The organism is Anabaena sp. CCY 0017 (genome assembly GCF_963920885.1).
Classification (GTDB): Bacteria; Cyanobacteriota; Cyanobacteriia; order Cyanobacteriales; family Nostocaceae; genus Nodularia.
Map to the genome: position 1 here is coordinate 317,804 of NZ_CAWUDG010000001.1, position 14,395 is coordinate 332,198.

Below are 14,395 nucleotides of genomic sequence, written 5' to 3' on the forward strand. Positions count from 1 at the left end.
GGGTGCAGGGGGGAAAATACTTCTTTTCCCAATCCCCAATCCCCATGAAAAGCCTATAGAATAAGTTTTTTGACTTTTGACTTCCGCCCTGCGGTCTCCTAAGTTACATTCGTTCCCAGCAAATCCTCAATCGCTTGGCGTTCAAAAGGTGTTTCAGACGGTGGTGTATTACGGGCATCAGTAATCAGCCAATCCAAAGCAGCAGCTTGAACATCGATGGCATCACCGGTTTTATCCACGCAATAACGACCAAAAACTAACTTATCAACTAGTCTGACTCCTGGGCCTAATCGCGACCATTCAAAAATTACACTGTTCTCCACAGTTGCGCCACTGCATATCCAGCAATTCGGGCCAATCATTGCCGGTCCAACAATTTTAGCCCCATCTTCAATCCTGGTCATGCCACCAATGTACACTGGGCCAGTGATATCCACCTTATCCCAATTCACCGCCACATTTAAGCCAGTGTAGATCCCAGGGGCGACTTCATTACCAGGAATTTGCACATTTTTAATTTCGCCTGACAGTACACCATTAATTGCCCGCCAGTAGTCTGGTACTTTACCAATATCTACCCATTCAAAGTCCATCGCAATGGCGTAGAAAGGCGCACCAACTTCTACTAATTTGGGAAATAACTGGCCACCGATATCAAATTCTACCCCAGAAGGTATGTACTCAAACACCTCTGGCTCAAAAATATAAATACCTGTGTTGATGTTGGTACTAATAGCTTCCTCTTGCGAGGGTTTTTCTTGGAAATCTATAACGCGACTATCTTCATCAGTGACTACCACACCGTAACTAGACACTTCCTCTAGTGGCACAGATTTGGTAATGATGGTAGCAATTGACCCTTTAGATTTATGCCACTTCACAGCCGCAGACAAATCTAAGTCAATCAGAGCATCACCACACAACACCACAAAGGTATCATCGAAGAATGGTGAGAAGTCTTGGATACGCCGCATTCCACCAGCCGAACCAACGGCTTCTCCGACTAGTTTGCCATCATCATCAATTTTGCCTTCAAAAGAATAAGCGATTTCTACGCCAAACCGTTGACCATCCCGAAAATAGTTTTCAATTTCCTCCGCCAAATGGCTGACATTAACCATAATTTGGTTAAATCCATGTTGGCGCAAAAGTTCCAAGAGAAATTCCATCACTGGCTTTTGCAGGATAGGAATCATCGGTTTGGGAATTGTATAGGTAATGGGACGCACACGAGTACCCTTACCCGCCGCGAGAATCATGGCTTTCATAAAATTTTATTCCTCAAACACAAGCCAGTTTACCGAAAAATTGGGTTTAAAACTCCGTCTTTTTACGACGGCTTTCAATTCATTAGTGTACCAATATGCTCCTATACTCATAATAGTGGAAACGCATATTCCATTTTCACCCGATGTCAAGTAGCTATATCTGTAAGTAACCGAATTTTAATTTCCTGGTAAAATTCGTCTTGTAATAACTCGACTTTGGATTGAGATGAGAGCAGTAGTAGCGCCCAAAAAACACTAACTGTGGAGCTATTTTCTGACTCATGGGGCGAATGATGTTGGTGTGGTTGCTTTGTTTGAGTCCACAAATCTACCAGTTGTTCTAGATTTAAACAATTTTGTGTGAGAAATAGCTCTTTTGCGGAACAATGCAACACTTGCTCTAGTTCCCCCGCTACTTCCGTCAAATTTTCCTGGTGAGCTAACTCTAGCGTCTGTCGCATATTTTGGGCGCTAGACTGACGCTTGGGGCGAACAGATTTGCTGGATTTCTGCACAAGTTTGAGCTGGTTCGCCATAATCTGCAATTGCTTAATTAACTCTTGCTGAGTCACACGGCGCTTAGGCGGTGGCATTGCAGAGGGACGGCGGCGCAGGTGTCGCTCTAATTGCAGACGATGAGCATGATGTAATAGCCCATCTTCACTTTCCGCAGCATCATCTGCTAGATCATCCTGTGCGTCTTCTACTGAAGTTAACTGCATCAAAGTGTTAGCCTTGAATAACACCAGCATTGATGCTGACAAAAAAGCTTGCCCCGATTGCGATAAATCGGACTCATAGCCTTTAGCTGTGGCTTCCGGTGCCATTAGTTCTAAGTAACGGTCAATCACCTCAATTACCTGCACATCCCAAGGATCAATATCGCCTTGTTCCGCCTGTGAAATCAGGTGTGTGATGGTTTCTAATAACTCGGAAGCATCCATAAAATTTTGTAAAAAACCTTGAGCCTGCTTTTGCAGGCTTTGTTCCTATATAGCAACCGCCAAGCAGCTTAGGACATTGTTGATTGCTGAAAGCCTTGAAGCAAATTGGTTTCTACTCAGCACTCAGCACGGGCTAAACGCCCCGCTACCGCTTTAAGCGCAGCCATGCCCTTGTTATAGCCGTGACTTCAGTCATTCGGCGCTGATTTTAAATTCTAGAAATCCACGGCGATACCTGAAACCTAGGCATCGCGGATTTTAGATAAAAATCTAAAATCCCCAACCGATTTATCGATTCACTGCCGCAGCTTCTCGCGCCGCAGTCGCCTGGTCTGGGTGGATACCCAAACGTGTGAGATTAATTCGTCCTTTATTGTCAATTTCTCGCACTTTGACAATGACTTCATCCCCAACAGCTACTTCATCTTCAACTTTGCCAACGCGATAGTCAGCTAATTGAGAAATGTGAATCATGCCTTCTTTTCCAGGCAGAAATTCTACAAATGCACCAATGGGGATAATCCGAGTCACACGCCCGGCATAAACGTCACCTTCGTGTAACTTACGAGTCATGCCTTGAATGATATTACGGGCTTTCTTCGCCTTGCTTTCATCCACAGCCGAAATCGTCACGGTGCCATCGTCTTCGATGTCAATCTTCGCACCAGTTTCTTCAGTGATGCCCTTGATGGTTTTACCTCCGGGGCCAATGACCAGACCAATCATGTCTGAATCAATCTTGATGGTCAATAGACGTGGGGCATAGGGTGAGGTTTCAACTCGTGGTTCTTCGATAGTCTGGAGCATTTTATCCAGAATATGCAACCGGGCTGATTTAGCTTGATGGACGGCTTGGGCAATAACGTCCAATGACAAACCAGAGATTTTCATATCCATTTGCAAAGCGGTAATCCCGGTATCTGTCCCGGCGACTTTAAAGTCCATATCGCCCAAGAAGTCTTCAATCCCCTGAATATCAGTCAGGACTCGTACTTCGTCACCTTCTTTAATCAGACCCATTGCTGCACCGCTAACGGGTTTGAGAATTGGTACACCAGCATCCATCAAGGATAGAGTGGAACCGCATACCGAACCCATAGAAGTGGAACCGTTGGAAGAAAGGACTTCCGAGACTACACGAATCACGTAGGGGAATGCTTCTTTTGAGGGTAGGACAGGTAGCAGCGCTCGTTCGGCTAAAGCACCATGACCAATTTCGCGCCTTCCTGGGAAACGCATCGGTTTAGTTTCCCCAACTGAGAACGGAGGAAAGTTGTAATGATGCAAGTAACGTTTGGATTGGTCTGTTTGCAGGTCATCGTTGAGGTTTTGAGCATCTCCAGGAGTACCCAAGGTACAGGCGGACAATACTTGGGTTAATCCCCGATTAAATAAACCACTACCGTGGACTCGCTTGGGTAAAACACCAACTTGACAAGAGACAGGACGGACTTCATCGAGTTTGCGACCATCAACGCGCACGTTGTCGTCCACGATTTGACGGCGCATAAAGTGTTTTGTGATGTCTTTAAAAGTGTTACCAAGTGCCTTGCTGTTTGCAGTTGCAGCCAGTCGAACTTCGTTTTCTTCTGGTAATTCAGCGATCGCACTCGCAACTTGATCCTTGACAATATCCAAAGCGTTATCCCGTTGGGCTTTGGTGTATTCAAATTGAGACAAAATTTTCTTAATTTCATCGCTGACGCGATCGCGGATATAATTGCTGAGGGTGGGGTCTTCCTCTGGTGGTGCTTCTTGCACAATTTTCAGACCCATTTCCGCTAACAAATCTTGTTGCGCTTTAATTAAATCTCTGACCGCTTCATAACCAAAATCAATTGCTTCAATAATATCCTGCTCTGGCAATTGATTGGCTCCCGCCTCCACCATGATGACACCGTGGGGTGAACCAGCCACAATCAGATCCAAGTCTCCGTTCTCAGTTTCGGCATAGGTGGGGTTAATAATGAAATCATCACCCACTAAACCAACTCGCACTGCGGCCATTGGTCCATTAAACGGAATTTGTGCCATCAGAGTAGCAATGGAAGCACCAGTCACTGCTAAAACGTCAGGTGGTACTAACTCATCCATCGACAGCGTAAAGGCGATAATTTGCAGATCATCCCGCAACCATGAAGGAAACAAAGGTCTCATGGGGCGGTCAATCAGACGGCTAGTCAGAATGGTTTTTTCTGGTGGACGACCTTCTCTCCGCATGATTCCTCCGGGAATCCTACCTGCGGCATACAGTCTTTCTTCATAATCCACCGTCAGGGGAAGAAAATCAATTCCTTCTCTGCCTTTGGCTCGCGTAGCTGTCACTAAAACAGATGTATCCCCTGATTCTATTAAAACCGACCCACCAGCTTGGGGAGCTAGTAAGCCTACTTTCAGCCTAATATCCCTACCATCAAAGGATATTGACTTATCAACTTCTGCCATTCAGTTTTTTTTCCTTCTCTTTCGCTTTTCTCTTTCTGTGGCAATCCTAACATTTCTGCCCTCAGACTGACTTCTGGTATACACAAAGATAAACAAGTTGTTCAACCCAAAGCCCGATAGAAAATGAGCGCCTCTACTACCTGTCCATCTGCTAGCTTCACCGCACGCGGAATATTGCCAATAATCTCAAATCCCAAGGACTGCCAAAGTTGAACTGAAGGTATATTAGTTGCAAAGACCAAATTGAACATCACCGCCTCATAGCCCAGGTTGGCTGCTATGACTAGCATCGACTCGCCCATAAACCTTCCAATACCCTGACCGCGCAACCCAGGTTGTACAATAAAACCAGCGTTGCAAATATGGCTACACATACCGGGGAAGTTAGGCTTTAGATAAAATGCCCCTAGCACTTCTTTTGGCTTGTGTGTCATATCTTGAGCAGATGTCCTCACTACGAAGGCATCCTGACTCAACCAGTAAGCTGCAAATGCTTCCTGCGACAGAGGTTTATTTTGGGGGTAGGTTTTGCCTTCATTAATTACGCTATTTAGTAATGACCTCACTTCCTCCTGTTCTTGGGGTTTCATATAATCTAGTTCGACGGATAAGTTATTTTTTAAAACTTGTTCAAAAGGGAATTTCATTACCAATAAATTTTATGAACTTTGATTATTACTTAAATTTACCTTATCCAATATTTGAATGCTTGTATTCTGTCCGATATACAATAAGTAATTCGTCGTAAACAATGCCAGGTTGGTAGTCAGGAATTTAGTCCCGAATTAAGGGCTAAATAACAATACTTTTACATTACTGCACACCGCACATAGTTAGGTCTATTCTCGCCCACTTACTTGTTTTTCCAGTAGGAAACTTCTACAACATAGAAGTAATTATGTTTCTTCATATTACAGGAAAAGTAGATAATTAATAATTTTAGTTTAATTAAACTTTGAGTAGTTAATACATGGCAATTCTACACGGTAATTGGTTAGTAATAAATCAAAATAGTTGTTTATTTATTTGGGGTGAAACTTGGCGTTCATCACGAGTTGATTTTGCTCTGAGTGTATCTCAAGATATACCACTACATCCATTGGCAATGTCACCAATTGAGTTGAGTGAGTGGTTAAGTTCTCAGAATATTAAAATTGCTAGCTTAATACAGCAAACCCAAGTTGCTGTAGCTGCAACTGGACGAACTCGTAAAAGTACAAGTGCTACGAAAATCAGCTTGCCTACGCATTCTCAAATTATTGATTTACCAACTCATATCTCAGAAAATAATCAGCAAGAAATAGAATTTATTTCCCCTTTGCATTCTGCTACTTTGGGTTCGGAAATCAATTCACCCCAATACCTCCAACCGTGGCGAGTTGAAGGTTTTTGTCTCAACCCCACTGAAGCGATAAAATTTCTCGCTGCTGTTCCTTTGAATGCTGCTAGAGAAGAAGATACTTTGTTTGGTGGAGACTTACGTTTTTGGTCACAAATTGCCCGTTGGAGTTTAGATTTAATCTCTCGGTGTAAGTTTCTGCCAACTATCCAAAGGCAAGCTGATAGTTCTCTTGTTGCTAGATGGCAAGTGCTTTTAGATAGTGCTGTGGATGGAACACGCCTGGAAAAATTTGCGGCAAAGATGCCCTTAGCTTGTCGTACTTATGAAAAAAGTGCGGAGTTGGAAGAAAAATATTTGGCAGTAGATTTCCCCACTCAACCCCAAGAATTATTATTAGAATTTCTCAACACTACAATAGATGTTCAAGTGCGGGAGATGTTAGCTTCTCAACCGCTACTAGAAACTAGGATGTTGGCATCTCTACCATCTGCGGTACGACAGTGGTTGCAAGGTTTAAGCAGTGCATCTCACACAGTCAATGCAGATGCAATGGAAGTAGAAAGATTAGAAGCAGCGCTGAAATCTTGGACTATGCCGTTGCAATATCAACTGGTAGGAAAAGCTTTATTTCGTGCTTGTTTTCAACTGCTTCCCCCTGCGTCTGGCGCAACAGATTGGATATTGTCCTATTTTCTCCAAGCTGCGGATGATGAAAATTTCTTAGTGGATGCAGCAACTATTTGGCATCACCCAGTTGAACAATTAGTTTATCAAAATCGCACCATTGATCAACCCCAAGAAACTTTATTGCGGGGGTTGGGGTTAGCTTCCCGATTATATCCAGTTCTTACACCGAGTTTAGAAACAGAATATCCCCAATCTTGTAGACTCAACCCATTACAAGCTTATGAATTTATCAAGTCTGTAGCTTGGCGATTTGAAGATAGTGGTTTGGGGGTAATTTTACCTCCTAGTTTAACTAACCGAGAAGGATGGGCGAATCGTTTAGGTTTAAAAATCAGTGCGGAAACCCAAAAGAAAAAGCAGGGACGCTTGGGTTTACAAAGTTTACTAAATTTTCAATGGCAATTGGCTATTGGGGGGCAAACAATTTCTAAAACTGAGTTTAATAAACTGGTAGCTTTAAATAGTCCATTAGTAGAAATTAACGGCGAATGGGTGGAATTGCGACCCCAGGATATTAAAACGGCACAGACATTTTTTGCTTCTCGCAAAGACGAAATGACGCTTTCTTTGGAAGATGCTTTACGTCTGAGTTCTGGAGATACCCAGGCGATTGAAAAGTTACCTGTGGTCAGTTTTGAAGCATCTGGCACATTGCAAGAGTTAATTGGGGCGTTAACGAATAATCAAAGCATTGCACCCCTCCCCACACCTACCAATTTTCAAGGACAGTTACGACCTTATCAAGAAAGAGGGGCGGCTTGGCTGGCTTTCCTAGAACGTTGGGGTTTGGGTGCTTGTCTAGCTGATGATATGGGACTGGGAAAAACAGTTCAGTTAATTGCCTTTTTACTGCACCTCAAAGAACAAGATGCACTGGAAAATCCCACCTTACTTGTTTGCCCAACTTCTATTTTAGGTAACTGGGAACGGGAAATTAAAAAGTTTGCGCCTACTCTGAAAGTTTTACAGCATCACGGCGATAAACGTCTCAAAGGTAAAGCGTTTACAGCAGCAGTCGAAAAACACGATGTCATTATCACTAGTTACTCACTCGTTCACCGGGATATTAAGTCTTTGCAAACTGTAGATTGGCAGACGGTTGTATTAGATGAAGCTCAAAATGTCAAAAATCCCGAAGCTAAACAATCACAGGCTGTGAGGGAATTAAAAACTACATTTCGGATAGCTTTAACAGGGACACCAGTAGAAAATAAACTCCAGGAATTGTGGTCTATTTTAGATTTCCTGAATCCTGGGTATTTGGGAAATCGCCAATTTTTCCAGAGACGGTTTGCTATGCCAATTGAAAAGTATGGTGACACGGCATCTTTAAATCAATTGCGGGGTTTAGTTCAACCTTTTATTCTACGTCGTCTGAAAACAGATCGTGATATTATTCAAGATTTGCCAGAAAAGCAAGAAATGGCGGTTTTCTGTGGTCTTGCGGCTGAACAGGCTGCACTTTATCAACAAGTTGTGGAAGCATCTTTGGCAGAAATTGAATCGGCGGAGGGTTTGCAACGTCGAGGCATGATTTTAGCTTTACTCGTTAAATTGAAACAAATTTGTAATCATCCAGCCCAATATTTGAAAGCTGCGACATTACAAGAACATAGTTCTGCCAAACTGCAACGGCTAGATGAAATGTTAAATGTGGCTTTGGAGGAGGGCGATAGGGCTTTAATTTTTACTCAATTTGCTGAATGGGGTAAGTTACTAAAAGCTCATTTACAGCAAACACTTGGGAAAGAAATATTCTTTTTATATGGTGGTAGCACGAAAAAACAACGAGAGGAAATGATTGACCGTTTCCAACACGACCCCCAAGGACCTCCGATTATGATTCTTTCTTTAAAAGCGGGTGGCGTAGGCTTGAATTTAACCAGGGCTAATCATGTATTTCACTTTGATAGATGGTGGAATCCCGCAGTGGAAAATCAAGCGACAGATAGAGTATTTAGAATTGGTCAAACGCGGAATGTGCAAGTGCATAAATTTGTCTGTACTGGCACATTAGAAGAGAAAATTCATGACATGATTGAAAGTAAAAAACAATTGGCTGAACAAGTAGTTAATACTGGTGAGGAGTGGCTAACTGAAATGGATACCGACCAATTGCGTGATTTACTCATTCTTGATCGCAGTGCGATAATTGATGAGGATGAAGTTTAGTGCATTAGAAGTAGGTTGGGTTATGCGCAGCGCAACCCAACGCTGTCAATGATGTTGGGTTTCCTTACGTCAACCCAACCTACAATTTTTTGCAACATTTTCAGATGACCAAGCCACTACGTTTTTGTCAGTTCCAAGCGCAGGCTACGCCAACAATAATCAAATAGTAGTCCTATAGATAACAAGATGACAAACAAGATAGACCATGACCGCTTATTCAAAGAACTAATATCAAATTTTTTCGTAGAGTTTCTAGAATTATTCTTTCCTCAAGTTATCGAATATATAGACACCACATCGATTACATTTTTAGACAAAGAAATATTTACGGATGTCACCGCAGGCGACAAATATGAAACTGACCTAATAGTTAAAGTTAAATTTCTCGGTCAACCTTCTTATTTTGTGATTCATATTGAAGCCGAATCAGGTGCAAGACCAAAATTTAATCAAAGAATGTTTCGTTATTTTGCGAGGTTAGATGAAAAATTGGATTTGCCAATATATCCGATAGTTATATTTTCTTACGACTCACCCAAAACCGTAGCCGTGAATAACTATCAAATCAACTTTCCTGATTTTGAAGTGCTAAAATTTAATTATCAAGTAGTGCAACTGAATCAACTCAACTGGCGAGACTTTTTAATTCGTCCAAATCCAGTTGCATCGGCTTTGATGTCAAAAATGAATATAGCACCAGAAGATAGGCCAAAAGTCAAATCGGAATGTTTAAGGTTATTAGTTACCTTAAAATTAAATCCAGCTAAAATGCAATTGATATCAGGGTTCATTGACACGTATTTGAGATTGAATAAAATAGAAGAAGAGAAATTTCAAGCAGAAATAGGTATATTAATCAAGGAAGAGAAGGAGGAAGTTATGCAAATTGTCACAAGTTGGATGGAAGAAGGAATCGAGACAGGAATTGAAAGAGGCATTGAAAGAGAAAAAAACTTAATTATCAGGTTAATTAATAAAAAAATTGGACAAATTGAGGGAGACTTAGAAACCGAAATTAGGAGTTTAAATATAGAAGTTATTGAGGCTTTAGGAGAGGCAATATTTGATTTAAATACTGTAGAAGATTTGCAAGGTTGGTTAAATAATGTATAACAAATTTAGAATAGGTAGATATGGCTTGCTATAAGCCTTTTATTACTAGGATTTTGGTTGTATATAGCGGTTATCAGTTAAGTGAGATATAAGAGAACCCCACCCCCAACCCCCTCCCCGCAAGCGAGGAGGGGGCTATGATGTACTTGATTCAAGTGCATACCGCTATATCATTAGGATTTTGCTTGTATACCTGAGCCAATTTTTTGCATTTATTTATGAATAACGATACCTTACAAGCAAGTAGAGAATGGTGGTCACAAAAGTGGCTGGAGTTACTCGATTCTTATCGGTTTAAAAAGCGTTTGGAACGGGCGAGAAATTATTCTCGTCAGGGTAATGTTTTAAATATTGAGTTTAAAGGGGCAAAGGTTTTAGCTAGAGTTCAAGGTAGCGAACCTGAACCTTATAAGGTTTCTCTTTCTATTGACCATTTTAGTGAGGAAGAATGGGGTTATGTAATTGAAACTATGTCCCAAAGAGCCATTTTTGCGGCCAAGTTGTTAGCTGGGGAAATGCCGCAAAATATTGAGGAGGTGTTTACAGCCAATGGTTTGTCTTTGTTTCCGTTTACACTTTCTGATGTTCACAGTAAATGCTCTTGCCCTGATAAGGCCAATCCTTGTAAACATATTGGTGCAGTATACTATCAGTTAGGCGATCGCTTCAGTGAAGACCCATTTGTGCTGTTTCAATTACGTGGACGCACTAAAGAGCAAATTATCAGTGATTTACGTCAATTACGTGGTGCTAAGGTGGATGTGACAGCACCTGAAACACCTGAGACTAAACCACCGACTCAGCCATCATTGTCTGTAAATCTGGGTTCTTTTTGGGAATATCAGGAACCGCTAGAATCTTCTTTGGTAGTAATTGCGCCGTCGGGTAGCGAAACGGTATTAGATGTATTGGGGGCGATTCCTTTAGCCAAAACTGAAGAAAGTACAGTTAGTTCCACATCTGGCGATGTGGTGACTAAATATTTAGATACTGTTTATCAGCAGGTAAGTCAGCAAGCAATGTTAGTTGCGATGAATATGGGAGGCGGTTGATGGGATTGGGAGCATCTGGATTTTGTAGAAATCCTGAGAAAACCTCACCCCAACCCTCTCCTTAGTAAGGAGAGGGAGCCGGAGTCTGGAACCTTTTATAATCCTGTAATGGAAAACTGTCCTCGCAGCAAAGGAAGCCCCGGAGAAGAACCAGGAATTAGGAAAGATTGTTGCAGGTTCCAAATTCTTCTAAACTGACTAAATAAGTTTTAAATCTCAATAGCTCCTCGTGATGGATAACGATTCGGAATATATCAGGGAAACGGAAGCTACTCGTGTCCGTGTACTCAGTGAAGCCCTACCTTACATTCAACAATTTGTGGGTCGGACTGTTGTTGTCAAATATGGTGGTGCGGCTATGAAAGATAGCACCCTCAAAGACAAAGTAATGCGGGATATTGTCTTTTTATCCTGCGTTGGCTTGCGTCCCATTCTGGTACATGGTGGTGGACCGGAAATCAATAGTTGGTTAACTAAACTGGGTATTGAAGCACAATTTAAAAATGGTCTGCGTGTCACCGATGCGCCCACTATGGATGTGGTGGAGATGGTTTTGGTCGGCCGAGTCAATAAGGAAATTGTTTCGCTGATTAGCCGGGCTGGGGGTTTGGCTGTGGGACTTTGTGGTAAGGATGGTAACTTGATTACAGCCCGTCCCCAGGATCAAGAAGGTATCGGTTTTGTGGGCGAAGTCAGTGGTGTAAATATCAAAATTTTGGAAACCCTCTCCAGTAGCGGCTATATTCCGGTGGTGTCTAGTGTAGCTACTGATGAGAATGGTCAAGCTTATAATATTAACGCTGATACGGTAGCTGGGGAAATCGCCGCCGCTTTGGGTGCGGAAAAGTTAATTTTACTGACTGACACGCCAGGTATTCTCAAGGATTACAAAGACCCATCTAGCTTGATTCCGAAGGTAGATATTCGTCAAGCCCGTGAATTGATTGCCAATGGTATCGTTAGCGGTGGGATGATTCCAAAAGTGAATTGTTGTGTGCGATCGCTTGCCCAAGGCGTAAGTGCAGCACACATCATTGATGGTCGCATTCCCCACGCGTTACTCCTAGAAGTATTTACTGACGGTGGTATTGGTACGATGATCCTCGGTTCTCAATTCACTTAAAACGGTGATTAATCTGAGTTTTACCTGGGACAATTGAAAATCACCTGCGATATAGAGATACTACAAGAAGATTGCCCTGTGGATCTTACACGGTGACGATTCATTCTCACTTGCGATCGCCCTTTATATGATGTAGGTTGCCGTGAATTATGATTGAAAATCACTGGATTCACGAAGGTGGAGTTAGGAATTACGGGATTAATTAAGGTTGGATTAATTAACCCAGAATTACTACCCCGATTTGACCTAGGCCTAACCACAGGATAGGAGTGATAATCGCGATCGCTGTGCCGGGGAATTAACCTTCTCCTTGGATTTACAGGCCTAACCACAGGATAGGAGTGATAGTCGCGATCGCTGTGCCTCGGCATTAACCCTGTCGCTGGGTTTACAGGCATGGGGGTAGAAATCGGACTACCATAAATAAAAGAACCAACAGCAGGCTGCTGATTGATTCTCACAGTCTGATTAATGATGATGCGCTGGGCAGCAGCTGGGGTAATTGTAGCGCTGATTACAGAGCAAATTATTCCTATCCCTAGCCAATTAAGTTGTAAATGCTTGATTTTTAGCATATTTTTGCTCCTTGCATTTGATAACCTAAATTTTTATTCCGTAAATAGCCGCAGCTACTTGGTTAAAATTTTAAACGTTGATTAACTTCCATTGTATAAAGTTCTCCAAAAATTGCTGACATGGACAAATTCAAAGTAGTGCTGATTGGTGGGTAAAACGTGAGTACAGAAAGTTTAGAAATTGCCAGAAGTCGTTATCAGGCTGGAAAACTTAACTTTGAAAATGGGAAATATCGAGAAGCTGTGGAGAATCTGGAAAAAGCCAGCGCCCTGTTATCTCGAAATTCTCGCCTTGGGGGTGAAGTTCAAATTTGGCTGGTAACAGCTTATGAAGCAGCTGGAAAGACCGAAGAAGCGATCGCCCTTTGTCAACAACTCCAACGTCATCCTTTCCCAGAAACCAGCAAACAGGCAAAGGAGTTACTTTATATTTTAAAAGCCCCGAAACTCCAACGCCCCAGTGAGTGGATGACGGAAATCCCAGATTTAGGCACATTGTCTGATAATGATGCCAAAATTCGGGCATCTGGAAATTACGCAAAAGCTTCTCGTCAAGCACCTGCTGAACCAGAATTGGAAGACCTTAGCCAAGTGAATACCCAAGATAATCGCTTTATTGGGGTAGCACTAATTGTTATTGTGTTAACACTCTCGTACTTGGCTTGGTTGAGTTTTTAGTTTTTGGGAGATATGATGAATTATTCTATTTTCAGAAAGATTTTAGTGAGATTCACCAAAGCATTGAGTTTTGTGTTAATCAAAGTGGCATTATTCATCAAGCTAATCAGTCGGAATCTCATTCGTCGGATTTTTCCAATCAAAAATCCTATTTTGTGGCTGGTTCTGTTATCGTCACTGCTGCTAACTGGTTGTGTTGATTACGATGCCGGTGTTACCTTCAATAACTCAAATAGTGGCGAAATAGTACAGCATATTAAATTGGGTGAACGACTCACCAGTTTTAGTGGTGATTATGTATATGAATGGTTACACAGCATAGAACGTCGCACCCGTCAACTAGAAGGTAGAACACAACGGATTTCTCCAGAAGAAATTATTGTAAAAATTCCTTTTAGTAATGGTCAAGAGTTGCAAGAAAAATTCAATGACTTTTTCAACTCTCGGACTAATGAAAAATCTGAAACGTTGCAGAAAGCATCTGCATCAGAATTACCAAAAATTGAATCTAATTTACTGATCAATCAGAACAATTTTCTGCTGTTAGTGAGGAATCGCTTAATTTATGATTTAGACTTGCGATCCCTTTCCTTAATTGCCAGCAAAGGTAACGTCTTATCTGACACTGGCTCAATTCTTGATCTAGAGTTTAGCTTAAAAACCCCTTGGGGAGCTAGAAATATTCAACGAACTGAAACTGCTATCCCACCGCAAAAGCAAGGTAAGCAATTAGTATGGCAGATCAAACCCGGTGAACTCAACCACATAGAAGTAGTATTTTGGCTACCTAGTCCCCTCGGTATTGGTGGTTTGTTAATTATCCTGTTCATCTGGGGAGGAATTTATCTGAGATATACTTTTATGCCAGATCCCAGAGTTCAGTTTGCGCCTGATCCCAAAGTAGCAGCTACGGAGTAAGCCGGGGTGAAAAGGTAGGGTGTGTTATGGACGTTAGTCCTAACGCACCGATAATTTAGGATGGTGCGTTGCGCTACG

The 14,395-nt window shown here is 42.0% G+C and carries 11 protein-coding genes; 6 read left to right on the plus strand and 5 right to left on the minus strand.

Features of this window, described 5'->3' with window-relative positions:
- Positions 1-98: 98 nt before the first annotated feature.
- From ACM0OW_RS01395 to ACM0OW_RS01410, 4 genes are all read right to left on the minus strand, one after another.
- The gene (locus ACM0OW_RS01395; RefSeq protein WP_414548244.1) at positions 99-1,268 is read right to left on the minus strand and encodes a sugar phosphate nucleotidyltransferase; all 1,170 of its coding nucleotides are present in this window, start codon (positions 1,266-1,268) and stop codon (positions 99-101) included.
- 146 nt (positions 1,269-1,414) lie between these two features.
- Positions 1,415-2,212, minus strand: coding sequence for a segregation/condensation protein A (locus ACM0OW_RS01400; protein ID WP_414548245.1), 798 nt, complete (start codon positions 2,210-2,212; stop codon positions 1,415-1,417).
- 288 nt (positions 2,213-2,500) lie between these two features.
- On the minus strand, positions 2,501-4,657 hold the full coding sequence (locus tag ACM0OW_RS01405) for a polyribonucleotide nucleotidyltransferase (protein ID WP_414548246.1): 2,157 nt from the start codon (positions 4,655-4,657) through the stop codon (positions 2,501-2,503).
- Positions 4,658-4,758: 101 nt separating this feature from the next.
- Positions 4,759-5,304: an N-acetyltransferase family protein gene (locus ACM0OW_RS01410; RefSeq protein ID WP_414548247.1), complete on the minus strand. Its 546-nt coding sequence runs from the start codon at positions 5,302-5,304 to the stop codon at positions 4,759-4,761.
- Positions 5,305-5,627: 323 nt separating this feature from the next.
- Between ACM0OW_RS01410 and ACM0OW_RS01415 the strand changes: the two genes are divergently transcribed.
- The 4 genes from ACM0OW_RS01415 to argB all read left to right on the plus strand — a co-directional run bounded on the left by ACM0OW_RS01415 (position 5,628) and on the right by argB (position 12,146).
- Positions 5,628-8,858: a DEAD/DEAH box helicase gene (locus tag ACM0OW_RS01415; protein WP_414548248.1), complete on the plus strand. Its 3,231-nt coding sequence runs from the start codon at positions 5,628-5,630 to the stop codon at positions 8,856-8,858.
- Positions 8,859-9,044: 186 nt separating this feature from the next.
- A complete protein-coding gene (locus ACM0OW_RS01420; RefSeq protein WP_414548249.1) occupies positions 9,045-9,971 on the plus strand; it encodes an Rpn family recombination-promoting nuclease/putative transposase in 927 nt (308 codons plus the stop codon).
- A gap of 218 nt (positions 9,972-10,189) precedes the next feature.
- Positions 10,190-11,023: an SWIM zinc finger family protein gene (locus tag ACM0OW_RS01425; protein ID WP_414548250.1), complete on the plus strand. Its 834-nt coding sequence runs from the start codon at positions 10,190-10,192 to the stop codon at positions 11,021-11,023.
- 229 nt (positions 11,024-11,252) lie between these two features.
- Entirely contained in the window at positions 11,253-12,146 is an 894-nt protein-coding gene (gene argB, locus ACM0OW_RS01430) for an acetylglutamate kinase (protein WP_414548251.1), read from the plus strand.
- A 20-nt stretch (positions 12,147-12,166) separates the two neighbouring features.
- Here argB and ACM0OW_RS01435 read toward each other — a convergent pair whose 3' ends face one another.
- Complete coding sequence (locus ACM0OW_RS01435; RefSeq protein ID WP_414548252.1) at positions 12,167-12,721, minus strand: hypothetical protein; 555 nt, start codon at positions 12,719-12,721, stop codon at positions 12,167-12,169.
- A 159-nt stretch (positions 12,722-12,880) separates the two neighbouring features.
- Here ACM0OW_RS01435 and ACM0OW_RS01440 point away from each other — a divergent pair, with 159 nt between their 5' ends.
- Positions 12,881-13,399 (plus strand): tetratricopeptide repeat protein, encoded by a 519-nt coding sequence (locus ACM0OW_RS01440; protein ID WP_414548253.1) that lies wholly within the window; start codon positions 12,881-12,883, stop codon positions 13,397-13,399.
- Positions 13,400-13,414: 15 nt separating this feature from the next.
- Positions 13,415-14,317 (plus strand): DUF3153 domain-containing protein, encoded by a 903-nt coding sequence (locus ACM0OW_RS01445; RefSeq protein ID WP_414548429.1) that lies wholly within the window; start codon positions 13,415-13,417, stop codon positions 14,315-14,317.
- Positions 14,318-14,395 lie beyond the last annotated feature (78 nt).